This is a genomic window from Streptomyces sp. Tu 3180, assembly GCF_009852415.1.
Taxonomy (GTDB): Bacteria; Actinomycetota; Actinomycetes; order Streptomycetales; family Streptomycetaceae; genus Streptomyces.
On record NZ_WOXS01000002.1, the window covers coordinates 1,842,059 to 1,865,992 of the forward strand.

Below are 23,934 nucleotides of genomic sequence, written 5' to 3' on the forward strand. Positions count from 1 at the left end.
GACCGGATCATCGCCATGTCATATTCAGCAAGTGCCGGAAACGGCCCCTGGGGCAGGAGTACGCTCGGAGGCATTTGCACACCGGGGAACCGTTCGAACACCGTGCGTAACGTCGAACCGACGTACGGAGATCACTCACCGTCACGGGTGAAAGGAGCCCCGCAGGGGCACCGGGAGGCCCTTCGGCGGCGTCCTGGACGGTGCCGGGGCGTACGGATCCGATCCTGCCCGCAAAACCGGCCGGTGATGCTTTTCAAGAGGGCGCACGGGACGCAACAGCCCGGCGCGCACGGAGCGCGCCGGGCTGTACGGCGTACGGGATCCCGGGCAGGGGCGGAGCCCGCCCGGCGGGTCACCCCACGGACGAGTAGGCCACCACGCCGCGCAGCAGCCCCTCCACCGCCTTGCGGGCGTTCTTCGCGACCGTCGAGCCCTCGACGGCCGGTGCCGCGGCCGAGATCTGGCCGAGCACGTCGATGACCTGCTTGCACCAGCGCACGAAGTCGCCGGCCGGCATCTCCGCCTCGCGCAGCACCTCGTCCAGGCCCTTGCCGGACGCCCACATGTAGGCGGCCCAGGCGAAGCCGAGGTCGGGCTCGCGCTGGCCCACCCCCTCGGTCTGGGTGATCCGGAACTCCTCCTCCAGGGCGTCGAGCCGCCCCCAGATGCGCACCATCTCGCCGAGCGCGGCCTTGGCCTTGCCCGAGGGCAGCTTGGGCGCCATCGCGTCGTCGCCGACCCGCGCCTCGTACACCAGCGCCGAGACGCAGGCGGCGAGTTCGGCCGGGGCCAGCCCCTCCCAGACGCCCTCGCGCAGGCATTCGCTGGCCAGCAGGTCGAGCTCGCCGTACAGGCGCGCGAGCCGCTTGCCGTCCTCGGTGACCTCGTCGCCGCGCAGGTAGTCCATCTCGGTCAGCAGCGCGACGATGCGGTCGAAGGTGCGGGCGATGGTGTTCGTCCGGCCCTCGATGCGCCGCTCCAGCTGCGAGGTGTCGCGCAGCAGCCGGTGGTAGCGCTCGGCCCAGCGGGCGTGGTCCTCGCGCTCGTCGCAGCCGTGGCACGGGTGCGCCCGGAGCGCCTTGCGCAGCCGGGCGATCTCCCGGTCGTCGGCCGCCTGGGAGCGCTTCTTGCGGTGCCGGTCCGGGGTGATGTGCCCGGCCTTGGTGCGCAGCGCGGAGGCGAGGTCCCGGCGGGACTGCGGGGAACGCGGGTTGAAGGACTTCGGGATCCTCATCCGCTCCAGCGCCTCGACGGGCACCGGGAAGTCGATCGACGCCAGCCGCTTGACCTGCCGCTCGGCGGTCAGGACCAGCGGGCGCGGCCCGTCGTGGTACTCGAGGCCGCGGTGGCCGTTGGAACGGCCCGCCGGCAGCCCCGGGTCGAGGACCAGCGCCAGCCCCGCGTACTTGCCGGTGGGGACGTGGATGACGTCACCGGGCTTGAGCTTCTCCAGCGCGACGGCCGCCTCCGCGCGCCGCTGCGCCGCGCCCTGCCGGACCAGCTCGGTCTCCCGGTCCTTCAGCTCGCGGCGCAGCCGCGCGTACTCCTCGAAGTCGCCGAGGTGGCAGGTCATGGAGGCCTTGTAGCCCTCCAGGCCCTCCTCGTTGCGCTGCACCTGGCGCGAGATGCCGACGACCGACTTGTCCGCCTGGAACTGCGCGAACGACGTCTCCAGCAGTTCGCGGGAACGGTGCCGGCCGAACTGCTCGACCAGGTTGACGGCCATGTTGTACGACGGCTTGAAGCTGGAGCGCAGCGGGTACGTGCGCGTGCCGGCCAGTCCCGCGAGGTGCTCGGGGTTCATGCCGCGCTGCCACAGCACGACCGCGTGGCCCTCGACGTCGATGCCGCGCCGGCCGGCCCGGCCGGTCAGCTGGGTGTACTCGCCGGGGGTGATGTCGGCGTGCTGCTCGCCGTTCCACTTGACGAGCTTCTCCAGCACCACCGAGCGGGCGGGCATGTTGATGCCGAGGGCGAGGGTCTCGGTCGCGAACACGGCCTTGACCAGCCCGCGCACGAACAGCTCCTCGACGACCTCCTTGAACGTCGGCAGCATGCCCGCGTGATGGGCCGCGATGCCGCGCTCCAGGCCCTCCAGCCACTCGTAGTAGCCCAGGACGTGCAGGTCCTCCGTCGGGATGGAGGCGGTGCGCTCCTCGACCAGGGAACGGACCCGCTCGCGCGCCTCCTCGTCGTTGAGCCTGAGCCCCGCGTACAGGCACTGCTGGACGGCGGCCTCGCAGGCGGCCCGGCTGAAGATGAAGGTGATCGCGGGCAGCAGGCCCTCCGCGTCCAGCCGCTCGATGACCTCGGGCCGGCTCGGCGTCCACACGCGCGAGCGCTGCCGGCGCTCGCGCTCCCGGTCCGCCTCGCGCATGTTGTTGCGGCCGCGCCTGCGGTCGCCCCAGGACGGGCGGCTCGCCTCCAGGCGGGCCATGCGCGTGAGGTCCGGGTTGACGGCCTTCTTCCGGCCCTCGCCCTCCTCGAACAGGTCGTAGATCCGGCGCCCGGCGAGCACGTGCTGGAACAGCGGCACGGGCCGGTGCTCGGAGACGATCACCTCGGTGTCACCGCGGACGGTGTCGAGCCAGTCGCCGAACTCCTCGGCGTTCGACACCGTCGCCGACAGCGACACCAGGGTCACCGACTCGGGGAGGTGGATGATCACTTCCTCCCACACGGCACCGCGGAAGCGGTCGGAGAGGTAGTGCACCTCGTCCATCACCACGTAGCCGAGGCCGAGGAGCGTCTGCGAACCCGCGTACAGCATGTTCCGCAGCACCTCGGTGGTCATCACGACCACCGGGGCGTCGGAGTTGACGCTGTTGTCGCCGGTGAGCAGGCCCACCTTGTCGGTGCCGTAGCGACGGCACAGGTCGGCGTACTTCTGGTTCGACAGCGCCTTGATCGGCGTCGTGTAGAAGCACTTCTTGCCCTGCTGCAGGGCGAGGTGGACGGCGAACTCGCCCACGATCGTCTTGCCGGAGCCGGTGGGCGCGGCCACCAGCACGCCCTTCCCCGCCTCGAGCGCCCGGCAGGCCTCGATCTGGAAGGGGTCGAGGCCGAAGTCGTACATCTCGCGGAAGGAGGCGAGCGCGGTGGCCTGCTCGGCAGCGCGCCTGCGTGCTGCCGCGTACCGCTCGGCCGGTGAGAGGTCCTCTGTCATCGTACTTTCGAGCGTACCGGGCCGCGCCGACAACAGGACGATCAATATCCGGATCGGCTCCCGCGGAGTCCGAAGGTCCGCCCAGCTCAGGGACCCACGACCCGCACGGCGGCGCGCACGCACCGCGCGGTCAGCGGCAGCGGCCCGACCGGCTCCCCGTCCGCGTACCCGGTGATCCCCTCGGCGGCCAGCTCCACGCTCGCCGCCCGGAACACGGTGATCTTCGGGTGCCCGACGTGCGTCCCCCGGTACACCGTCGGGAACACCCGCAGCAGCGTGGCCCGCCCGCAGTCCCCCACCACCGTGACGTCCAGCAGCCCGTCGGTGAGGTCGGCGCCGGGGCATATCCGCATGCCGCCGCCGTAGGACGATCCGTTGCCCACGGCGACCAGCGTGGCCTCGACCTCGCGGACGTCACCGCCGTCCAGGGTGATCCGGTAGGGGAAGGGCCGGAAGGCGGCGAGCTCGGCGACCATGGCGAGGTCGTACTTGAACCGTCCCGCGGGCAGCCGCATCCGGTTGCCGCGGTCGTTGACCCGGGAGTCGAAGCCGGAGGCGAGGACGGTGCCGAACCAGCGGTCGCCGACCCGGCCGAGGTCGACGTCGCGCACCCGGCCGCACTTGAGGGCGTCGGCGATCATCCGGCCGGCCGCGGCCGGTTCCCGCAGCGGCATGCCGAGGGCGCGGGCGAAGTCGTTGCCGGTGCCGACGGCGACCAGGCCGAGCGGGGTGCCGGTGCCGACCACGGCCTGCAGCGCCAGGTTCGCCATGCCGTCGCCGCCCACCGCGATCAGCGCACCCGTGCCCTCCGCGACGGCGGCACGGGCGCGCGTCAGGGCGTCCCCGGCGTCCGCGCCGAGGACGGTCCGCACCGAGAAGCCGGCGGCCCGCAACGCGGAAGCGGCCGGCCGCGCCGCACGGGCGCCCCGGCCGCGGCCCGCGGTGGGGTTGACGAAGAGGGTGATCTCGCTGGTCACGGGAGTGACCCTACGAGTTGCGGCCCGCTCCTCAGGTCACGTCGTCATAACCGTTGACCCGGTCCTTCGTCGCCTGCTCGGGCAGGGCGGCCACGGGTTCCACCGGGGCGATGGCCTCGGGGGTGAGATCCAGCTCGGAGGCCTCGTCGTCGGCGGGGCCCACGGACTCCTTGCGAGCGCGCCGCTTGTCGTTGAGCAGGGAGAACGCCACGGCGACGAAGTAGAGGAGGACGATCGGCCCGGACAGCGCGATCATTCCCACCGGGTCGGTGGTGGGCGTCGCGACCGCGCCGAAGACGAAGACGCCCATGACGACGCCGCGCCACCAGCCGATCATGCGGCGGCCGGAGACGATGCCCACCATGTTCAGCATGACGAGCAGGAGGGGGAGCTCGAAGGCCAGGCCGAAGATCAGCACCATCCTGATGGTGAAGTCGAGGACCTCGTCGAGCGAGAGGATGTTGGCCGATCCCCCGGGGGTGAGGCTGAGGAGCACCTTCACGCTGACGGGGAGGATGGCGTACGCCAGGTAGGCACCGCCCGCGAACAGCGGAACCGCGGCCGAGACGAAGATGTAGGTGTACTTCTTCTCGTGCTTGTGCAGCCCGGGCGCCACGAACGCCCAGAGCTGGTAGAGCCACACAGGGCTGGAGACGACCAGGCCGGCCATGAGGCTCACCTTGATCGTCGTGGTGAACGGCGACGTCAGGGTGTTGAAGGACACAATGGCGCAGTTGCCACCGTCGCTGTTCGCCAGGTCCTCGCACTTCGGCACCGGCTCCGCGAGGAACTGCATGAGCTGCTCGCTGTAGAACGCGGCCGCGATCATCACCACGACGATCACGACGACGGACTTGGCGAGCCGATTGCGCAGCTCACGCAGGTGTTCCACCAGGGGCATCCGCCCCTCGGGATCCCTCTCCTGCTTGCGGGCAGACTTGAGCAACCCACGTTCCCATCTCGTGCGGCGGGCCGGATGTCACCGGCCCTGCGTCAGCGCTTGGTCGTGTCCGTCGGCTCCGTGACCGGGCGGGAGCTGGTCACGTCGCCGGGGGCCGCCTGGATGGTGCGCTGCGCCGGGGGCTGCTCGCCGTTGGCCGGCGGGTCGGCGGGGGCGGAGGACTTGTTGTCCTCCTTCATCGCCTTCGCCTCGCTCTTGAGGATGCGGGCCGACTTGCCGAGCGACCGCGCCATGTCCGGGAGCTTCTTCGCGCCGAACAACAGGATGATGACGACGAGGATCAGAATGATCTCGGTGGGTCCGAGCCGTCCCATAAGTCTTTACCTTCTCACCGAGGCGGTTGGGTGGCTGTCCGACCGGTCGGACATGTGCCCGAACGACGGCGCTGGCAGCGATCGTAACGCTCAGGGGTGAACGTCCGGCAATCCCCGTGCGTACTCCCGTCAGCGGTCCGGGCCTCGTTCTCCGGGCCGCGATCAGCAGCGTACCTGCCGGTGCCGACAACTCGACAGGGCACAGCGGCGAACCGGCGCCCGGAAAGCGCCCGGAGAGCGCTCGAGAAGTGCCCGGGAAGTGCTGGGGAACACTCAGAGCGCTTCGGCGGAACGGGCCGCGCCGGCCGCCGCGCGCTCCAGGTCCTCCGCGGCCCTGCTGATGCGGCGCGCGGAGTCCGTGACCTGCCGGCCGAGCCGCTGCGCCTCGACGAAGACCCGGACGGCGAACACCCCGAGCACCACGAGACCCAGAAAACCCACGGCAACCGCGAACATCGGCCAGAACATGAGGGCGAGCCTAGACGGTCCCCGCGGGCGGCGGACGCCCGGCGTCCCCCTGAACGGTCAGACCGTCGAGTGCAGCCGCAGGGTGCGCACCCCGCCGCCGGTGAGCAGCTCGACGATCCGCTCCCCGGCCGGCTTGCGGACGGCCGCCCCGCACGCGGGGCAGGTGAAGGAGTAGAAGGTGGTGCGGCTGCTGGCGCCGATGGCCAGGCGCAGCGCGCTCGCGGCGAGCTCGAAGCGTTCCCGGCAGTCCGGGCAGCCCGCGCGGAAGACGACCGGGGCCGCGTTCGTCATCCCCGCGAACGCGGACGCCACCGTCATGCCCCGCGCCCCGGACACCGCCGACTCGCTCACCGCACTCGCCCCCGCCCGTCGTCCTGTCCGTCCCGCACCGCGACCCCCGTGTGCACCCCGCGCGGCCCGCTCATCCGGCCGCCTCGACCCCGTCGTACGCCGCCAGCGCCTCGCGGGCCGCCCGCCGGGCGCTGTCGGCGAGCTCACGCGGCTCGACGATCCGTCCGTCGCGCCCGAGCCGCAGCGCCAGCCGCCTGAGCGAGGCCGGATCGGGGGTGCGCAGGGTGATGCGCAGCCCGCCGTCGGGGAGCTCGTCCGCGCTGTCGTGCGGGTAGTACTCGGCGACCCAGCGCCCGCCCGGCCCGACCTCGACCACCACCTCCGGGTCCTCCGCCGCGGGCTGCACCAGCCCTTCCGACAGGTCCCGCAGCTCGATCTCGGGCGGCGCGGACGGCTCGTCCAGGATCCTGATCTCCGCGACCCGGTCGAGCCGGAAGGTGCGGCGCGCCTCGGAGCGGCGGCACCAGGCCTCGACGTAGGTGTGGCCGACGCTGACCAGCCGGATGGGATCGATCTCCCGCTCGGTGACCTCGTCGCGCGCGGGCGAGTAGTAGCGGATCCACAGTCTGCGGCGCTCGGCGATGGCCCGGTCGACGTCGGCGAAGACGCCGCCCTCCGATTCGAAGGTCACCGAGAGCCGGGAGCTGGCGCCGGCCGCCTCGCCGGCCGCGGTCTCCACCTTGGCGGTGGCCCGCAGCAGTGCCTGCCGGTCGCTCTCCCGCAGTCCGGGCAGCGTGGCCACGGCGCGGGCGGCCACCAGCAGGGCGGTGGCCTCGTCGGCGGCGAGCCGCAGCGGCTCGGCCGCCTCCGCGCCGAGGGCTGCGGGGTTGTGCCACCAGATGCGCTCGCCGTCGGTGTCGATGTCCAGCAGGTCGCCGCCGCGGAAGCTGGTGCCGCACATGGGCAGCACGTCGAGGTCGGAGACCAGCTCGTCCTCGGTGATGCCGAAGGCGCGCGCCACGTCCTCGACACGGGCGCCGGGGCGCTCCCGCAGGTACGTCACCAGGGAGAGCATCCGCCGGGTCTGGTCGATGGCGTTCACGGGCCTGACCGGTCTGCCTGCCATGTCCTCGTCCGCTCCCCTCAGTCCTTCGCCACGGCGCGCAGCCGGTCGACCACGTCGGCCCGCAGCTCGGCGGGCTCCAGGACCACCACGTCCGGTCCGAACTCCACCAGCCAGGCGTCCAGGCCGTGGCCGTACGGGATCTCCAACTCGTCCCAGCCGTCGCCGAGTTCCCGCACCGCGGTGGCCTTCGCCCGAAGGGGGTAACCGGCGTTCGAACGCAGCCGGATCCGCGCCGAGCGGTCGGCGGTCTCCCCCGCCCAGCTCGCCACGGTCTCGCGCACGGTGACGACATCGGGCACCGGCACGGTGTACCGGCCGCCGCGCGAGCGCACCCTGCCGGTGATCCGGGAGAGCCGGAAGACCCGCTCGGCGCCCCGGTCGCGGTCCCAGCCGGCCAGGTACCAGTGGCCGCGCCAGCACTCCAGCGCCCACGGCTCGACGTGCCGCGGCTCGGGCTGGGCGGCATTGGCCTTGCGGTAGTCGAAGACGACCGGCCGGCGGTCGCGGCAGGCCAGCATCAGCGGCTCGAAGGCGGCCTCGTGCACGGGGATGCGCGGCTCCAGCGCGCCGTGGGCCTCGTACGGGTCGACGTCCTCGGGGAGGCCCGCGGCGCGCAGCTTCTGCAGGGCGCCGCTGGCCGCGCCGGCCAGCCGGGCCTGCTGCCACACCTTGGCGGCGAGGCCGAGGGCGGCGGCCTCCTCGGCGTCGAGGGTGATGGGCGGCAGCCGGTTGCTGTCGCGGCGGGCCAGGTAGCCGATCTCGCCGTCGAGGCTCTCGACGGTCTCGATGACCAGTCCGAGTTCGCGCAGGTCGTCCTTGTCGCGCTCGAACATCCGGTTGAAGGAGTCGTCGGACCCTGCTTCCAGGTAGGCCTCGATGGACTCGCGCAGCTCGCGCTTGCTGAGCGGCCGCCGCGTCCCGAGCAGACACAACGCCAGATTCATCAGCCGCTCGGCCTTGGCAATGGCCATCGACGCCCTTCGCCTCCCTGTGGTGCTTACGACGGACGACCGTACCGCTCCGCGGTGTCCTGACAAAAGCCGAGGGCCCACGCCCGGACAGGCATGGGCCCCAGGTGATCGGGTCCTGTCGTACGACGGTCAGACCCCGAGCAGGTCGACCACGAAGATCAGGGTCTCACCGGGCTTGATCGCCGGGGTGGGGCTCTGGTTGCCGTAGGCGAGGTGGGGGGGGATGGTCAGCTGGCGGCGGCCGCCGACCTTCATGCCCTGGACGCCCTGGTCCCAGCCCTTGATGACGCGCCCGCCGCCCAGCGGGAAGCGGAAGGGGGTGCCACGGTTCCAGCTGGCGTCGAACTCCTCGCCCGTGCTGAAGGCGACACCGACGTAGTGGACGGTGACGGTCTGACCCGCCTGCGCCACCTCGCCGTCGCCCTCCCAGATGTCCTTGATCTCGAGGTCCGCCGGGGGCTCGCCGCCCGGGAAGTCGATCTCGGGCTTGTCGATGCTCACGTCTGATGCTCCTGCTTGTCTGCGGAAAGGCGAACACCCACAGTCTTTCATCCCCCAGGCGTCACAGCTTCGCGAGGAGGTCGACCGAGAAGACCAGCGTGGAGTCCTTCTTGATCTTCCCGCCCTGGGGCGGGTTGTCGCCGTAGCCCAGCTCCGGCGGGATGACGATGAGGACCCGGCTGCCGACCTTCTTGCCGGTCAGTCCCTGCGCCCAGCCCTTGACGACCTGCTGGAGCGAGAACGACGTCAGCTGCTTCCGGGCGTACGTCGAGTCGAACTCCTCGCCGCCGTCCCACAGCACGCCCTTGTACTGCACCAGCACGCTGTCCTCGGCGCCGACCTCCTCGCCGTCGCCCTCGATGACGTAGCTCGCCACGAGCTCCTTCGGGGCGTCCGCGTCGGGCACTTCGATGGAGGGGGCCTTGCCGTCGGTGTTGGTGCCGACCTTGGGCAGGCCGGTGTCGTCCTGGGCGACCTCCTCGCCCTCGGCACTGCTGGTGGCCTTGAACGCGTCCTTCACGTCCACGACGAACACCAGCGTGTCGGTGCCCTTGATGCCCGCCTGCTCGTTGCCCTGCTCGCCGTATCCCCAGGTCGGCGGGACGGCCATCTGGACGCGGCTGCCGGCCTTCTTCCCGACCAGGCCGTACCGCCAGCCGTCGATGATGGCGCCCTGGGTGAGCGGGAGCGCCGCGCGCGCCCCCCGGTCGTAGGAGTTGTCGAACACCTTCCCGCTGGACCAGACCTGGCCCAGGTAGTGGGCCACCACGAAGTCGTTCTCCGCGACCGTCTTCCCGCCGCCGGCGATGACCGTCTTCACCGCGAGCTGCTCGGACGGGTCACCGCTGCCCTTGGCGACGGTGGGCTTCTGGTCGAACTCCGTGCCCGCGGTGATCGCCGGCAGCGGACCGTCGACGATCTTCGGCGGGGGCGCCTGGGAGGTCCCGGGCGCGGAGGGCGAAGCGCTGTCGCTGGCCTTGCCCGAATCGGACTTGTCGTCGCCGCACGCGGCGAGGGTGGCCAGTCCGGCGGGTACGGCGATGAGAAGTGAGCGTCGGCGCACGGTGGGGGCCTCGTAATCGGTCGATCTCGGTGGATGGCGTCCGCGCAACTCTACGGCGTGGGAAGGGCGCCGCACGGTGTAACGTGCGGCGCCCGTGTGACGTTCCGGAATTTTCGGATCCCTCGGTGGAACGCGCGGCTCACATTCCGGCGATCAGCTTCTCCACCCGCTCGTCCACCGAACGGAACGGGTCCTTGCACAACACGGTCCGCTGGGCCTGGTCGTTGAGCTTGAGGTGGACCCAGTCGACGGTGAAGTCGCGGCGCTGCTCCTGGGCCCGCCGGATGAAGTCGCCGCGCAGCCGGGCCCGAGTGGTCTGCGGCGGCACCGACTTGCCCTCGAAGATCTTCACGTCGTTGCAGATCCGGGCCGCCTGCCCCTTCTTCTCCAGCAGGTAGTACAGGCCACGACGGCGGTGGATGTCGTGGTAGGCGAGGTCTATCTGCGCGACCCGCGGATGCGACATGGTCATGTTGTGCTTGGCCCGGTACCGCTCGAGGAGCTTGTACTTCATGACCCAGTCGATCTCGGTGCCGATGCGGTCGAGGTCCTCGGACTCGATCGCGTCCAGCGTGCGGCCCCACAGCTCCAGCACCTGCTCGACGGTGCCGGTGCGGATGCCGCGGCGGTCGCAGAAGTCCAGCGCCTTCTCGTAGTACTCGCGCTGCACCTCCAGCGCGGAGGCCTCCCGGCCGCTGGCCAGGCGCACCTTCCGCCGCCCGGTGATGTCGTGGCTGACCTCGCGGATCGCCCGGATCGGGTTCTCCAGGGTGAGGTCGCGCATCACGGTGCCCGCCTCGATCATGCGCAGCACCAGGTCGGTGGCCCCGACCTTGAGCAGCATGGTCGTCTCGGACATGTTCGAGTCGCCCACGATGACGTGCAAGCGGCGGTAGCGCTCGGCGTCCGCGTGCGGCTCGTCCCGCGTGTTGATGATCGGCCGGGAGCGGGTCGTCGCCGAGGAGACGCCCTCCCAGATGTGCTCGGCCCGCTGGCTGACGCAGTACACGGCGCCGCGCGGCGTCTGCAGCACCTTGCCGGCCCCGCACAGCAGCTGGCGGGTGACCAGGAACGGGATGAGGATGTCCGCGAGCCGGGAGAACTCCCCGTGCCGGGCCACCAGGTAGTTCTCGTGGCACCCGTAGGAGTTGCCCGCCGAGTCGGTGTTGTTCTTGAAGAGGTAGACGTCGCCCGCGATTCCCTCCTCGTGCAGGCGTCGTTCCGCGTCCACCAGGAGTCCTTCGAGAATGCGCTCGCCGGCCTTGTCGTGGGTGACCAGCTCGGTCACGTTGTCACATTCGGGTGTGGCGTATTCCGGATGTGACCCCACGTCGAGATAGAGGCGGGCGCCGTTCCGCAGAAAGACATTGCTGCTTCGGCCCCATGACACGACACGGCGGAAGAGGTACCGCGCCACCTCGTCAGGCGACAGGCGGCGCTGTCCCCTGAACGTGCACGTGACGCCGTACTCGTTCTCCAGCCCGAAAATGCGGCGGTCCATGAGGGAACATTACGCCCGATCCCCCGAACTGAAACGAGGTTCGACGGCACGGTTCGGATCATTTTCCGAACGGGCCGCGACCACCGCTCTTCCGGCGGGAACTGCCAATACCCGCCCGGTGGCGACCAAAACCAGCAGCGACACGCCGCCCGCGACCCCCGGCACGGCGAACCCCCACAGCGCCCCGCCCGCCTCGACGACCGGGCCCGTGAGCCCCGTGCCGACCGACGCGCCCACGGTGAACGTCGTCACCAGCCAGGAGAACGCCTCCGTGACCGTCCCGCGCGGCGCGTGCCGGTCGACCAGCACGAAGGCGCAGGCGATGACCGGGGCGAGGAAGAGACCGGCGACCACCGTGAGCAGTGTCATGGCCACCGCGCCCGGCATCAGGACCAGCGGCAGGTAACACACCGCCAGGAGGGCCACCAGCACCTGAAGCCGCCGCGCGGGTTCACCGGCCCACTGCCGCGCCCCGTACGCCGCCCCGCCGACGAGCGCGCCGAGGCCCAGGCCCGCCATCAGCCAGCCGTACACCCCGTCGCCCCCGTGCCCTTCCGCGTACGACACCGCCGCCACGGTGATGGACCCCAGCGCGATGCCCACGAACAGGAAGGCGCCCAGCAGCGCGAGCAGCCCCGGCGAGCGCAGCGCGCCCAGCCAGTGCGCCTCGCGGGGCGCCGACCGCCACGCGCGCGAGGGCGGCGAGACGACCACGGACAGGGCGCCCAGCACCCCGATGACGTTCAGCACGAGCAGCGCGGCCTGGGCCGACCACAGCGAGGCGCACACCGTCACCAGCAGTGGCCCGACGGTGAACATCACCTCCTGCGCCACGGCGTCCATGGCGTACGCCCGGTGCACCTGGTCCTCCTCGGGCAGCACCGAGGACCACAGGGCCCGCAGCCCGCCCTCCAGGGGCGGTGTGAAGAGCCCCGCGGCGGCCACGGCGCCCCAGGCCAGTGCCGCCGGCTCGGTCCCCACGAAGGCGAACACGGCCATCGCCAGCGCCGACAGCACCGCGGCGGGCAACTGCACCCGCGGCTGCCCCCGCAGGTCCACCAGCCGACCCAGCACCGGCTGCCCCACGGCGTTGGCGACGCCATACACCGCCGCCAGCGCACCGGCCAGGCTGTACGTACCGCCCTCCGCCCGGACGAACAGCACGATCGCGATGGCGGCGGTCGCGTTGGGCAACCGCCCCACAAGGGTGCCCACGAGCAGCCGGGTGGCGTGCCGTGCCCGGAGGATCTCCAGGTATCCCGTGGCCATGCCGAGCCCTCCGCTCACGTCGCCCCTCGGGGTTTTACGTATAACTAAGCCATCCATACGTACCATGTCCGCTGTTCACCAGTCCAGACGAAGGAGCGGCCCGACGGTGCCACGAGCCAGCACCCGCCCCACCAGCCGGGACGTCGCCCAGGCCGCCGGCGTCTCCCAGGCCGCCGTCTCGCTGGTCCTCGGCGACAAGTGGCGCGGCCGGGTCTCGGAGGCCACGGCCCAGCGCGTCCGCGAGGCCGCGCGCACCCTGGGCTACCGCCCCAACCTCGCCGCCCGCAACCTGCGCCTCGGCCGCACCCGCACGGTCCTGCTGGTCGTCCCCGCCCTCACCACGGAGTTCTTCGCGGGGGTCTACACGGGAGCCGCCCGGGTCGCCTCCCGGCACGGCTTCGGCGTGGTCCTCTACCCCTCCCCCGAGGGCATCGGCCCCGCCCGCGACCCCTTCGCCTCCGCCCAGGCGGCCCTGGACGGCGTGATCGCCTCCTCCATGGCCGCCGAGGCCCTCACCGCGATCCGCGGCGACCAGCTCCCCCTGGTGATGCTGGACAGCGACCCCGAGGGCACCACGGGGGCGGCCACGGTCAACCTCGACATCGCCGACGGCGTCCGCCAGGTCGCCGACCACCTCCTCGCCCTGGGCCACCGCCGCTTCCTCCACCTGGCCGCGGACGTGGCCTCCTGGACCTTCGAGGTGCGCGCCCGCGAACTCGCGGCCCGGCTGCGCGGGGCCCCGGGCACGTCCCTCCGCACGACGGGGTCCCCCATCTCCATCAAGGGCGCGGAGGCCGCGGCGCACGCCGCGCTCTCGGCCCCCGACCGCCCCACCGCCGTGGTCTGCGACGACGACCAGCTGGCGGCCGGCACCTACAAGGCGGCCCGCCGGCTGGGCCTGCGCGTCCCCGACGACCTCTCCGTCACCGGCCTGGACGACCTGGCCCTGGCCACCGCGATCGACCCGGAGCTCACCACGGTCCGCCTCGACGCGGAGCTCTTCGGCGAACGCGGCATGCAGGCCCTCCTCGCCGTCCTGGAGCACCGCGCCCCCGAGGCGGGCGACATCCCGGTCGAGCTGGTGGTGAGAGGCTCGACGGGCCCGCCGAGGCTCGGCTGAGCGGACGGACGCGGACCGGCTGGGCGGACGGACGCGGACCGGCGCCGGTGCGGGCCGGGAGGCGCGGCCCGGCGTCGTGGGGCGCCTCCCCCGCCTCCTCCCCGGGCCTCGGGTCCCGCGCACGCGCCGCAGGGACCCGCAAGGGCGCCGCGGGCGCCCGCACACGCCGCGCGCCCCGGCCGGCCGGCCGGGGCGCGCGATGAGACCTGGGACGTGGCCGGGGCTACTCCACGTCTCCCCCGGACTCGGTGTCCTCGTCCGTCTCCGCCTCCGACGCCGTCTCCGCGCCGCCGGCCTCCAGCAGCCGCGACAGCTGCCGTCCGCTGATCCGCTTGAACTTCCGCTTCTGCGGCCGCGTGCGGTCCAGCACCGCCACCTCCAGCCGCTCCGCGGGGATCTCCCGCTCGCTGCCGTTGGTGTCCCGGGACAACGACTGCACCGCCAGCTTCAGCGCCTCCGCCAGCGTCATCCCGTCCCGGTGCCGCTGGTCCAGGTACCCGCTGATCTGCTCCGCGTTGCCGCCCACCGCCACCGAGCCGTGCTCGTCCACGATGGAGCCGTCGTGCGGCAGCCGGTAGATCTGGTCCTGCTCCGGGGTCTCCCCGACCTCGGCCACCACCAGCTCCACCTCGTACGGCTTCTCGCCCACGCTCGAGAAGATCGTGCCCAGCGTCTGCGCGTACACGTTCGCCAGGCCCCGGGCCGTCACGTCGTCCCGGTCGTAGGTGTATCCCCGCAGGTCGGCGTAGCGCACGCCCCCGATCCGCAGGTTCTCGTACTCGTTGTACTTACCGGCCGCGGCGAAGCCGATCCGGTCGTAGATCTCGCTGAACTTGTGCAGCGCACGGGACGGGTTCTCACCGACGAACACGATGCCGTCGGCGTACTGCAGCACGACCAGGCTGCGGCCACGGGCGATGCCCTTGCGGGCGTACTCCGCCCGGTCGGCCATCGCCTGCTGGGGTGAGACATAGAACGGCGTCGACACCGGTTATCCGTCCCTTTCTGTCGAAGTCACTGGACCACCCTGAACAACCAAACCGCCCGCGCCACGACTACAGCAGCGCCGCCCGCGGACCGTCCGGCTGCTCCAGCCGCCGCTCCAGCACGGACCGGGCGATCCCGGACGCCTCGTCCTCGGAGAGCCGGCGGAAACCGTCCTCGGTGATCACGGTGACGATCGGGTAGATCCGGCGGGCGACATCGGGACCGCCGGTCGCCGAGTCGTCGTCTGCCGCGTCGTACAGGGCCTGCACCACCAGCGTGGTGGCCTCGGCCTCGCTCAGGTCGTCCCGGAACAGCTTCTTCATCGCGCCGCGCGCGAAGATCGACCCGGAACCGGTCGCCGCGTACCCCTGCTCCTCCGAACGCCCGCCCGTGACGTCGTAGGAGAAGATCCGCCCCTTCTCCCGGTCCACGTCGTACCCGGCGAACAGCGGCACCACGGCCAGTCCCTGCATGGCCATGCCCAGGTTCGAGCGGATCATGGTCGACAGCCGGTTCGCCTTGCCCTCCAGCGACAGCTGCGCGCCCTCGACCTTCTCGAAATGCTCCAGCTCCAGCTGGAACAGCTTCACCATCTCCACGGCCAGTCCCGCCGTACCGGCGATGCCCACCGCCGAGTACTCGTCGGCGGGGAACACCTTCTCGATGTCCCGCTGTGCGATGACGTTGCCCATGGTGGCCCGCCGGTCACCGGCGAGCACGACCCCGCCGGGGAAGGTCACGGCCACGATCGTGGTGCCGTGCGGCGCCTCGATCGCGCCCTGGACGGGCGGCAGCTTCCTCTTGCCGGGCAGCAGTTCCGGCTGGTGCTCGGAGAGGAAGTCCATGAAGGAGGAGGACCCTGGCGTCAGGAAGGCAGCAGGTAGACGCCCGGTGCTGCGAGTGTTGGCTTCCACGCGATTCCTTCCACGTATGCGGCAGCCCGCCTTGTGGCATCGGGCCGATCCTTGAACTGCCCCAGCACGGCACGGCGGCTGAAGCACGGTACGCCACGGACCCTACCCGTCTTGTGGCGGTGATCCACACGCGTTGCGGGAGCTCGCGGGCCCGTGGGGCAGGGGACCCGCGGTCCGGCGGAGCGGACCGCGGCGCCGCGGCGAAGGCCGCCCGCGGCCGGGGTTCCCCGCACCGCGGGCAGCGCTTCGCCCTCTGCTCCTGCCGCACCCGCCGCCCCCGTCACACGACCTTCGATCCGAAGGCCGAAGGGGCCTACTGGCCACCCTTCTGAACGAAGGACCGCACGAAGTCCTCGGCATTGGCCTCGAGGACGTCGTCGATCTCGTCGAGGACGTCGTCCACGTCGTCCGACAGCTTCTCGTGACGCTCCTTGAGGTCCTCCGAAGCCTGCGCCTCCGCCGCCTGCTCCTCGACCTCCTCCGTGGACCGGGTGGCCTTCTGCTGTCCGCCGCCGGTGTCCTTGGTCGCCATCACCCTCACCCCGCTCGGTTCGCCCGACACAGTTGCTCGGTCAAGATCAGACCCTACAAGCCGGGTCCGACCGTGCCCCCGCAGTTGCTCCAACGTACGGGGGCCGTCTCGATGATTCCCGGACCCGGGATTTTCCACCCTGTCCGGCCGGCCCTTCCCGGGTACCCGCGGATACCCGCTCAGCCCCGGCTCACCCCCGGACAACACCCTGACCAGGTCTTCCGCCGTACGGCAGCGGTCCAGGAGGGCCTTGACGTGATTACGCGTTCCGCGAAGCGGTTCCAGGGTTGGGACCCGCTGGAGCGAGTCCCGGCCCGGCAGATCGAAGATCACCGAGTCCCAGGAGGCCGCCGCGACGTCGTCCGCGTACTGTTCCAGGCACCGCCCGCGGAAGTAGGCGCGGGTGTCCTCAGGGGGCGCCGTACGGGCCCGTTCGACCTCCGCCTCGTCCAGCAGCCGCTTCATCCTGCCCCGGGCCACCAGACGGTTGTACAGGCCCTTGTCGGGCCGCACGTCGGCGTACTGGAGGTCCACGAGGTGCAGCCGGGCGGCGTCCCAGTCCAGGCCGTCCCTGCGCCGGTAGCCCTCCATGAGTTCCCGCTTGGCGACCCAGTCCAGCTCGCCGGCCAGGCTCATCGGGTCGTTCTCCAGGCGGGTGAGGGTGTCCTCCCAGCGCGCCAGGACGTCCTTGGTCTGCTCGTCGGCGTCCGCCCCGAACCGTTCCTCCACGTACTTGCGGGCCAGCTCGAAGTACTCCATCTGGAGCTGGACCGCGGTGAGCGTGCGCCCGCTGCGCAGCGTGACGAGCCGCTTCAGCGACGGGTCGTGCGAGACCTGGTGCAGGGTGCGGACGGGCTGGTCGACCGCCAGGTCCACCGCGATGAAGCCGTCCTCGATCATCGACAGGACCAGGGCCGTCGTGCCCAGCTTGAGGTAGGTCGAGATCTCGGACAGGTTCGCGTCGCCGATGATCACGTGCAGCCGGCGGTACTTCTCCGCGTCCGCGTGCGGCTCGTCGCGCGTGTTGATGATCGGACGCTTCAGCGTGGTCTCCAGGCCCACCTCGACCTCGAAGTAGTCCGCGCGCTGGCTCAGCTGGAAGCCGTGCTCGTGGCCGTCCTGGCCGATGCCGACGCGGCCGGCCCCTGCGAAGACCTGCCGGGAGACGAAGAACGGCGTCAGGTGGCGCACGATGTCCGAGAAGGGGGTCTCCCGCTTCATCAGGTAGTTCTCGTGCGTGCCGTAGGACGCGCCCTTGTTGTCGGTGTTGTTCTTGTACAGGTGGATCGGCTGGGCACCCGGGAGCTGAGCCGCCCGCTCCGCCGCCTCGGCCATGATCCGCTCGCCGGCCTTGTCCCACAGGACGGCGTCGCGCGGGTTGGTGACCTCGGGGGCGCTGTACTCGGGGTGGGCGTGGTCGACGTAGAGCCGCGCGCCGTTGGTGAGGATCACGTTGGCCAGGCCGATGTCCTCGTCGGTGAGCTGGCTGGCGTCGGCGGCCTCGCGGGCGAGGTCGAAGCCTCGCGCGTCGCGCAGCGGGTTCTCCTCCTCGAAGTCCCAGCGGGCCCGGCGGGCCCGGTGCATCGCCGCCGCGTAGGCGTTCACGATCTGGGACGAGGTGAGCATGGCATTGGCGTTCGGGTGGCCGGGGACGGAGATTCCGTACTCCGTCTCGATGCCCATTACTCGCCGTACGGTCATGCGGCCCTCCTTGCCCGGCGGCGTCCCCGGTCGGGGGCGCTGCTGCACCACCGGCGCTCCGGTGCGTGTGCGGTGCCCGTCCCCGCACTGCGCGACTCGGCGGTACGGAAGAGCCTAGAACGCCTTTGCGCTGGTGGGGAGATCATTTGCGTCATTGCTGTGCTCCAGCCGTGGCCCGAAAAGCACTCGGCTGCGGGTACCCGCTGAGGGCACCCGCAGCCACCCTGGCTTTTACAGGTACTGACCGGTGTTCGCCACCGTGTCGATGGAGCGTCCGGTGTCCGCGCCCTGCTTTCCGGTGATGAGGGTACGGATGTAAACGATCCGCTCGCCCTTCTTTCCGGAGATGCGGGCCCAGTCGTCCGGGTTGGTGGTGTTGGGCAGGTCCTCGTTCTCCTTGAACTCGTCCACGCAGGCCTGGAGCAGGTGGGAGACGCGGAGGCCCTTCTGGCTCTTCTCGAGGAAGTCCTTGATCGCCATCTTCTTGGCGCGGCCCACGATGTTCTCGATCATGGCGCCGGAATTGAAGTCCTTGAAGTAGAGGACTTCCTTGTCGCCGTTGGCGTAGGTGACCTCCAGGAAGCGGTTCTCCTCGGATTCGGCGTACATCTGTTCCACGGCGGTCTGGATCATGCTCTGGACCGTCATGCCCTTGTCGCCACCGTGCTCGGCGAGGTCGTCGCTGTGCAGGGGGAGGCGCTCGGTGAGGTACTTGCCGAAGATGTCCTTGGCCGCCTCGGCGTCCGGACGCTCGATCTTGATCTTCACGTCCAGCCGGCCGGGCCGCAGGATGGCGGGGTCGATCATGTCCTCGCGGTTGGAGGCACCGATCACGACCACGTTCTGCAGGCCCTCCACACCGTCGATCTCGGCGAGCAGCTGCGGGACGATGGTGTTCTCCACGTCCGAGCTGACACCGGAGCCGCGGGTGCGGAAGAGGGACTCCATCTCGTCGAAGAAGACGATGACGGGGGTGCCCTCGCTGGCCTTCTCACGGGCCCGCTGGAAGACCAGGCGGATCTGCCGCTCGGTCTCGCCGACGTACTTGTTCAGCAGCTCGGGGCCCTTGATGTTGAGGAAGAAGCTCTTGCCGGCGGCCTGGCCGGTGACCTCGGCGACCTTCTTGGCCAGCGAGTTGGCGACGGCCTTGGCGATGAGCGTCTTGCCGCATCCGGGGGGCCCGTACAGCAGCACGCCCTTGGGCGGCCGCAGTTCGTGCTCCTTGAACAGGTCCGGGTAGAGGTACGGCAGCTCGACCGCGTCGCGGATGGCCTCGATCTGGTTGCCGAGGCCGCCGATCTGCTCGTATCCGATGTCGGGGACCTCTTCGAGGACGAGCTCCTCGACCTCGCTCTTCGGCACGACCTCGTAGACGTACCCGGAGCGGGGCTCCATGAGCAGGGCGTCGCCGGGGCGGATGGTGACGTCCAGCAGCGGCTCGGCGAGCCGTACCACCCGCTCCTCGTCGGTGTGCCCGAGCACCAGGGCCCGCTCGCCGTCCTCGAGGATCTCCTTGAGGGTGACGATGTCACCGACGCGCTCGAACTCCATGGCCTCGACCACGTTGAGCGCTTCGTTCAGCATCACTTCCTGGCCGCGCCGGAGCTCGTCGAGCTCGACGCTGGGGCTGACGTTCACCCGGAGCTTGCGGCCTCCGGTGAAGATGTCGGCCGTGCCGTCCTCGTTCGCCGTGAGGAAGACCCCGAAGCCGGCCGGGGGCTGTGCGAGCCGGTCGACCTCCTCCTTGAGGGCCACGATCTGGTCGCGGGCCTCACGGAGCGTGTTGGCGAGTCGTTCGTTCTGGGCGGACACGCCGGCCAGGTTGGTCTGCAGCTCGACGATCCGCTCTTCGAGAATCCTCGTGTGTCGCGGAGAGTCGGCGAGCTTGCGTCGCAGGACGGCGATCTCCTGCTCAAGGTAGGCGATCTGCCCGGTCGGGTCGTCGGACCCGCGTCCCGGGCGGATGCCGCGGTTCATGTCGTCGTCGTGGGCTGCCACGGTCCTCACCTCCTCCAAGGGGAGCTGGACGCTTCCAGACCCTACCTGGGCGGGTGTCGATTGAAACCCCTAGATCACAAAGACGGTCGGGGTGTGTCCGATCTTCACCCTTGCGCTCTCCCTCACGCCAGGGGAATACCCACGGAAGATGATTGGAACCCAGGCACGGGTAGGGTCGACGTGTTCAACACCCGTCGGAGCTGGCCGGATTCCCGTCCGGTCCGACGCAGGAAACGGCAGGAGAGATGAGCGTGCAGCAGGAGGCCGGAGTCGACGGCGAGGCCCTGGAGGTCTGGATCGACCAGGACCTGTGTACCGGTGACGGCATCTGCGCCCAGTACGCGCCCGAGGTGTTCGAGCTGGACATCGACGGCCTGGCCTACGTGAAGAACCCGCAGGACGAGCTGCTGCAGGACAGGGGGGCGACAACACCCGTACCGCTGCCGCTTCTCACGGACGTGATCGACTCCGCGAAGGAGTGTCCGGGCGAGTGCATCCACGTGCGTCGCGTTTCGGACAGCGTCGAGGTGTACGGACCGGACGCCGCGTGAGGGGCATGACACAGCGCGTCACTATTGTCTGATTCCTCACATGCTGGGGCACGCGCCCCGGCCCACGCCGGGGCGCCGGTCACACGCTCCTGGCGCCGGACGGGGCGGACCGCACGAACGCGCCGTTCTCCCACCGCCACTTCACGTCCTCGCGCACGTCGGGGCAGCAACTGGGGACGTCGGCCGTCGAGTAACCGAGGAGCGTGGCGGTGACGTCGCCGTCGCGCAGGGCGAAGTCGTCGACTTTCGTGCGGTCCTTGGGGTCGACGAGGGTGGCGACCACGCGCGGCGCGCCGCCCTCCGCGGCCCGGGTGAGGACGTACACCCCGTCGGGCGGGGTCCCCATCGGGGCGTCGCAGTGGACGACCGCCACCGTCTCCGGGCGTCCGTCGCCGTCGAGGTCGCCGGACGCCTTCCTCTTCACCACGAGGTCCACCGGACCGCACTCGAGCGGGAACTCGGCGGCCGCCGGGTCGGGCGGGGCGATGTGGGCCGGCGCGCTCTGCGTCCGCGGCCCGGGCGCCTGGGCCGCGGTCGCGGCGCCGGGCTGGAGGACCGAGGAGAGGGCCACGACACCGGCGACGGCCGTGGCGGTGGCGACCCAGTGGATCGGGCGGGTGTGCGTGTGGGCGAGCTCCGGGACGGCGGAAGGCTGCACGAGGAGTGTCTCCTGTGAGGGCTGTGCCGGTGGGGGTGGCCAGCATCGTGCCACACGTCACAGTACGGGGGAACGGCGGGGGTGTGGAGTTCCCGTGCGGGGGAACCGGGAAGGGTCGCGGTCCTCGCCCCGCGTCAACGCGAAAGCGCCGTGGCGCAGTTCCCGGAAGGCCCCGGGAACTGCGCCACGGCGCTTGTACGTTGTGTCGTGAGGGCGGCGGACCGTCTCAGCGGGCGGTGCCCGCGTCGGCGTTGGGTCCCGCGTAGTCCTCGCCGTAGGCGCCCTTGGCGGGGCGGCGGCGGCGCATGGGCGGCTCGACGCCGTCGGCGAGGCGGCGGGCGGTGAGCAGGAAGCCGGTGTGGCCGATCATCCGGTGGTCCGGGCGGACGGCCAGGCCCTCGATGTGCCAGTTGCGGATCATCGTCTCCCAGGCGGTCGGCTCGTTGAAGCAGCCGATCTCGCGGATGGACTCGACGGTCCGGGCGAGCTGGGTGGTGGTCGCGACGTAGCAGCACAGGATGCCGCCGGGCACGAGCGCCTTGGAGACGGCCTCGAGGCACTCCCAGGGGGCGAGCATGTCGAGGATGACGCGGTCGACGTCGGTGTCGGACAGGTTGTCCTGGAGGTCGCCGACGGTCAGCTGCCAGGCCGGGTGCGGGCCGCCGAAGTAGCGCTCGACGTTCTGCCGGGCGATGTCGGCGAAGTCCTCGCGGCGCTCGTAGCTGTGCAGCATGCCCTGGTCGCCGATGGCGCGCAGCAGGAAGCTGCTGAGCGAGCCGGAGCCGACGCCGGCCTCCACGACGCGCGCGCCGGGGAAGATGTCGGCGAAGGCGAGGATCTGCCCCGCGTCCTTGGGGTAGACGACGGCGGCCCCGCGGGGCATGGACAGGACGTAGTCGGGGAGCAGGGGGCGCAGCGCGAGGTAGGCGACGTTCCCGGTGGTGCGGACAACGCTGCCCTCGGGAGCGCCGATCAGTTCGTCGTGCGGGAAGGAACCCTTGTGGGTGTGGAAGTTCTTCCCGGCCTCGAGCGTGAACGTGTAGTGGCGGCCCTTGGGGTCGGTCAGCTGAACCTGGTCCCCGACCTTGAAGGGCCCGCGCCTGCGGGCGGCACCGGTCGGTTCGGACATGTGACCAGCCTACCGGTCCCCGCGGGGGCCGCCGACCACGCGGGCCGCCCCCGGGGCCTCCGGGACTACGAGGGGCGGGCCATGGCCTTGACGAAGGCGCGCTCGACGTCGGCGGCGGACAGGACGCCGTAGATCTCCCCGGTCTCCTCGACCACCAGGTACTCGGTGGCGGGGGTGGCCCGCAGGGCGTCCAGGAGCTCCTCGCCGGCGAGCTCCGCGGACACGCGCATGCCGTCGGTGAGGTCCTGGGCGAGTCCGCCGACGGGCACCCAGGGGCGGCGGTGCTCGGGTACGCCGACGATGGCGGCCTCGCGGACCAGGGAGAGGGGGGCGCCGTCGGCGTCGACGACGACGAGGGCGCGGGCGCCGGCGGCGTTGGCGCGGCGCAGGGCCTCGGAGAGCGGGGTGTCGGTCTCGACGGGGACGGCACGGCGGGTGAGGGCGCGGGCGCGCAGTTCGGGCAGGTGCTCGCGCAGGCGGGCCATGCGCAGGCTGTTGCCGGCGCCGGTCCAGATGATCGCGGCGAGGATGGCGGCGAGCAGCGCGTCCAGGACGGTGTCCATGCCGACGTTGTCCACGGCGTCGGAGCCGAGGGCCCCGGACTGGGTGAGCAGGGGGAGGCCGATCAGGACGGAGATGGCGAGGGCGCGGCCGACCCAGGCGGCGGCGATGGTGCCGGTCATCGGCTTGCCGCTGAGTTTCCAGACGACGGCGCGCAGCATGCGGCCGCCGTCCAGGGGGAGGCCGGGCAGGAGGTTGAAGACGGCCACGATGAGGTTGGAGATCATCAGGCCGGCCAGCAGGACGCCGGGGACGGAGCCGGGGTCCACCGCGAGCAGGGCCAGGTAGAACAGGCCGGACAGGACGAGGGAGAGCAGCGGGCCGACGAAGGCGAGGACGAACTCGCGGCCGGGCGTCTCGGCCTCCTTCTCGATCTCGGAGACGCCGCCGAAGAACTGGAGCTGGATGCGGCGCACCGGGAGTTCGAAGCGGAGGGCGGCGAGCGTGTGGGCGAGCTCGTGCACCAGCACGGAGGCGTAGAAGGCGACCGCGAAGAACAGGGAGACCAGGTAGCTGGCGGCACCCAGTTCGGGCAGCACGCGGTCGATCTGCCCGCCGAACACCCAGGTGATGAGGAGGGCGACGAGGAACCAGCTGGGCGCGACGTACACGGGCACCCCGAACGGCCGCCCCATCAGCAGGCCGCGCTGTTTCTCCTGGGGCCGCTGCGGCGCGGGTGCCTTCTCGGCGCCCGAGCGGGCGAGCGTGCGGTCGGCGTGCTGGGGCTCGGGGGTGGCGGCCGGGTGTCCGTCTCCGGAGGCGCCCTCCCGGGTGACCCGCGGGGCGGGGGCGCCGGCGTCGGGGGCTCCGTGCCCGCCGGCCCCGGGGGCCGGGCGGGGCTCGGACTCCGCGGGCACGGGGGCGGGGTCCTGGTCCGCGGACGCGGTGTGCGCGTCCCCGCCGTCGCCCTCCCCGCCGGTCCCGGCGGCCGCGGGGGTCCGTCCGGCGGCGGGCCCGTCGGGTGCCGGGGTGCCGTCGGGTGGGCCGCCGGGGCGGCGGTCCGCCCGCTCGTCGGCGGACCGGTCTGCGGTGGTGGAGCGGTCGTCGGCCTCGTGGGGGGCGTCGTCGGGGCCCTGGGCCCGGGGCCCCGTGTGCTCGGCCGACTCGTCGTTGCCGGACCGCGGCCGCCCGCGCCCGCCGCTTACGTCCACCGGTGTCCCCTCGTTCGCTGCGTC

Annotated in this window: 21 protein-coding genes and 2 pseudogenes; 2 read left to right on the top strand and 21 right to left on the bottom strand. The window is 71.5% G+C overall.

The window, feature by feature from the left end; translation table 11 throughout:
• Window positions 1–352 precede the first annotated feature (352 nt).
• From GL259_RS09175 to GL259_RS09230, 12 genes are all read right to left on the bottom strand, one after another.
• Window positions 353–3,211 carry a DEAD/DEAH box helicase gene (locus GL259_RS09175; protein ID WP_159530944.1) on the bottom strand — a complete coding sequence of 953 codons (2,859 nt, stop codon included), beginning with the start codon at window positions 3,209–3,211 and terminating at the stop codon, window positions 353–355.
• A 41-nt stretch (window positions 3,212–3,252) separates the two neighbouring features.
• Entirely contained in the window at window positions 3,253–4,143 is an 891-nt protein-coding gene (locus GL259_RS09180) for a diacylglycerol kinase (RefSeq protein WP_159530946.1), read from the bottom strand.
• A 31-nt stretch (window positions 4,144–4,174) separates the two neighbouring features.
• On the bottom strand, window positions 4,175–5,044 hold the full coding sequence (gene tatC / locus GL259_RS09185) for a twin-arginine translocase subunit TatC (RefSeq protein ID WP_159538495.1): 870 nt from the start codon (window positions 5,042–5,044) through the stop codon (window positions 4,175–4,177).
• A gap of 92 nt (window positions 5,045–5,136) precedes the next feature.
• Complete coding sequence (gene tatA / locus GL259_RS09190; protein WP_106415008.1) at window positions 5,137–5,418, bottom strand: Sec-independent protein translocase subunit TatA; 282 nt, start codon at window positions 5,416–5,418, stop codon at window positions 5,137–5,139.
• 273 nt (window positions 5,419–5,691) lie between these two features.
• Complete coding sequence (locus tag GL259_RS09195) at window positions 5,692–5,886, bottom strand: hypothetical protein (protein WP_159530948.1); 195 nt, start codon at window positions 5,884–5,886, stop codon at window positions 5,692–5,694.
• Window positions 5,887–5,943: 57 nt separating this feature from the next.
• Window positions 5,944–6,237, bottom strand: a complete 294-nt coding sequence (locus GL259_RS09200) for a hypothetical protein (protein ID WP_159530950.1) — start codon at window positions 6,235–6,237, stop codon at window positions 5,944–5,946.
• Window positions 6,238–6,307: 70 nt separating this feature from the next.
• On the bottom strand, window positions 6,308–7,303 hold the full coding sequence (locus GL259_RS09205; protein WP_159530952.1) for a WYL domain-containing protein: 996 nt from the start codon (window positions 7,301–7,303) through the stop codon (window positions 6,308–6,310).
• Window positions 7,304–7,320: 17 nt separating this feature from the next.
• Window positions 7,321–8,274 carry a WYL domain-containing protein gene (locus GL259_RS09210; protein WP_159530954.1) on the bottom strand — a complete coding sequence of 318 codons (954 nt, stop codon included), beginning with the start codon at window positions 8,272–8,274 and terminating at the stop codon, window positions 7,321–7,323.
• Between the two features lie 129 nt (window positions 8,275–8,403).
• On the bottom strand, window positions 8,404–8,775 hold the full coding sequence (locus GL259_RS09215; protein WP_159530956.1) for an FKBP-type peptidyl-prolyl cis-trans isomerase: 372 nt from the start codon (window positions 8,773–8,775) through the stop codon (window positions 8,404–8,406).
• Between the two features lie 61 nt (window positions 8,776–8,836).
• Window positions 8,837–9,838: an FKBP-type peptidyl-prolyl cis-trans isomerase gene (locus GL259_RS09220; protein WP_159530958.1), complete on the bottom strand. Its 1,002-nt coding sequence runs from the start codon at window positions 9,836–9,838 to the stop codon at window positions 8,837–8,839.
• Window positions 9,839–9,977: 139 nt separating this feature from the next.
• Window positions 9,978–11,339, bottom strand: a complete 1,362-nt coding sequence (gene pafA, locus GL259_RS09225; RefSeq protein WP_159530960.1) for a Pup--protein ligase — start codon at window positions 11,337–11,339, stop codon at window positions 9,978–9,980.
• 9 nt (window positions 11,340–11,348) lie between these two features.
• Window positions 11,349–12,608, bottom strand: coding sequence for an MFS transporter (locus tag GL259_RS09230; protein ID WP_159530962.1), 1,260 nt, complete (start codon window positions 12,606–12,608; stop codon window positions 11,349–11,351).
• Window positions 12,609–12,672: 64 nt separating this feature from the next.
• Here GL259_RS09230 and GL259_RS09235 point away from each other — a divergent pair, with 64 nt between their 5' ends.
• Complete coding sequence (locus GL259_RS09235) at window positions 12,673–13,728, top strand: LacI family DNA-binding transcriptional regulator (protein ID WP_159530964.1); 1,056 nt, start codon at window positions 12,673–12,675, stop codon at window positions 13,726–13,728.
• Between the two features lie 223 nt (window positions 13,729–13,951).
• On the opposite strand, the gene prcA is transcribed toward GL259_RS09235, so the two are convergent.
• The 6 genes and pseudogenes from prcA to arc all read right to left on the bottom strand — a co-directional run bounded on the left by prcA (window position 13,952) and on the right by arc (window position 19,860).
• Window positions 13,952–14,716, bottom strand: a complete 765-nt coding sequence (gene prcA, locus GL259_RS09240) for a proteasome subunit alpha (RefSeq protein ID WP_159530966.1) — start codon at window positions 14,714–14,716, stop codon at window positions 13,952–13,954.
• A 67-nt stretch (window positions 14,717–14,783) separates the two neighbouring features.
• Window positions 14,784–15,629, bottom strand: coding sequence for a proteasome subunit beta (gene prcB / locus GL259_RS09245; RefSeq protein ID WP_159530968.1), 846 nt, complete (start codon window positions 15,627–15,629; stop codon window positions 14,784–14,786).
• Window positions 15,581–15,772, bottom strand: a pseudogene (locus tag GL259_RS09250) (endonuclease domain-containing protein); the annotation flags it as partial. The pseudogene GL259_RS09250 and the gene prcB, both read right to left, overlap by 49 nt.
• A 170-nt stretch (window positions 15,773–15,942) precedes the next feature.
• Window positions 15,943–16,161, bottom strand: a complete 219-nt coding sequence (locus GL259_RS37610) for a ubiquitin-like protein Pup (protein ID WP_166461633.1) — start codon at window positions 16,159–16,161, stop codon at window positions 15,943–15,945.
• A gap of 192 nt (window positions 16,162–16,353) precedes the next feature.
• Window positions 16,354–17,862, bottom strand: a pseudogene (dop, locus tag GL259_RS09255) (depupylase/deamidase Dop); the annotation flags it as partial.
• A 231-nt stretch (window positions 17,863–18,093) separates the two neighbouring features.
• Window positions 18,094–19,860, bottom strand: coding sequence for a proteasome ATPase (gene arc / locus GL259_RS09260; RefSeq protein WP_159530972.1), 1,767 nt, complete (start codon window positions 19,858–19,860; stop codon window positions 18,094–18,096).
• Window positions 19,861–20,105: 245 nt separating this feature from the next.
• On the opposite strand from arc, the gene GL259_RS09270 reads away from it, so the two are divergent.
• Window positions 20,106–20,411, top strand: a complete 306-nt coding sequence (locus GL259_RS09270) for a ferredoxin (RefSeq protein ID WP_159530976.1) — start codon at window positions 20,106–20,108, stop codon at window positions 20,409–20,411.
• Window positions 20,412–20,490: 79 nt separating this feature from the next.
• On the opposite strand, the gene GL259_RS09275 is transcribed toward GL259_RS09270, so the two are convergent.
• The 3 genes from GL259_RS09275 to GL259_RS09285 all read right to left on the bottom strand — a co-directional run bounded on the left by GL259_RS09275 (window position 20,491) and on the right by GL259_RS09285 (window position 23,910).
• Complete coding sequence (locus tag GL259_RS09275; protein ID WP_159530978.1) at window positions 20,491–21,069, bottom strand: hypothetical protein; 579 nt, start codon at window positions 21,067–21,069, stop codon at window positions 20,491–20,493.
• Window positions 21,070–21,295: 226 nt separating this feature from the next.
• Entirely contained in the window at window positions 21,296–22,198 is a 903-nt protein-coding gene (locus GL259_RS09280) for a tRNA (adenine-N1)-methyltransferase (RefSeq protein ID WP_159530980.1), read from the bottom strand.
• 65 nt (window positions 22,199–22,263) lie between these two features.
• On the bottom strand, window positions 22,264–23,910 hold the full coding sequence (locus GL259_RS09285) for a site-2 protease family protein (protein ID WP_159530982.1): 1,647 nt from the start codon (window positions 23,908–23,910) through the stop codon (window positions 22,264–22,266).
• Between the last annotated feature and the right edge of the window lie 24 nt (window positions 23,911–23,934).

Bases quoted from the DNA above. Each gene is read 5' to 3' on its own strand.
- GL259_RS09205 (WP_159530952.1), bottom strand. From the start codon at position 7,303: ATGGCAGGCAGACCGGTCAGGCCCGTGAACGCCATCGACCAGACCCGG.
- GL259_RS09280 (WP_159530980.1), bottom strand. From the start codon at position 22,198: ATGTCCGAACCGACCGGTGCCGCCCGCAGGCGCGGGCCCTTCAAGGTC.
- GL259_RS09195 (WP_159530948.1), bottom strand. From the start codon at position 5,886: ATGTTCTGGCCGATGTTCGCGGTTGCCGTGGGTTTTCTGGGTCTCGTG.
- GL259_RS09270 (WP_159530976.1), top strand. From the start codon at position 20,106: ATGAGCGTGCAGCAGGAGGCCGGAGTCGACGGCGAGGCCCTGGAGGTC.
- GL259_RS37610 (WP_166461633.1), bottom strand. From the start codon at position 16,161: ATGGCGACCAAGGACACCGGCGGCGGACAGCAGAAGGCCACCCGGTCC.
- GL259_RS09210 (WP_159530954.1), bottom strand. From the start codon at position 8,274: ATGGCCATTGCCAAGGCCGAGCGGCTGATGAATCTGGCGTTGTGTCTG.
- tatC (WP_159538495.1), bottom strand. From the start codon at position 5,044: ATGCCCCTGGTGGAACACCTGCGTGAGCTGCGCAATCGGCTCGCCAAG.
- GL259_RS09235 (WP_159530964.1), top strand. From the start codon at position 12,673: ATGTCCGCTGTTCACCAGTCCAGACGAAGGAGCGGCCCGACGGTGCCA.
- tatA (WP_106415008.1), bottom strand. From the start codon at position 5,418: ATGGGACGGCTCGGACCCACCGAGATCATTCTGATCCTCGTCGTCATC.
- pafA (WP_159530960.1), bottom strand. From the start codon at position 11,339: ATGGACCGCCGCATTTTCGGGCTGGAGAACGAGTACGGCGTCACGTGC.
- GL259_RS09230 (WP_159530962.1), bottom strand. From the start codon at position 12,608: ATGGCCACGGGATACCTGGAGATCCTCCGGGCACGGCACGCCACCCGG.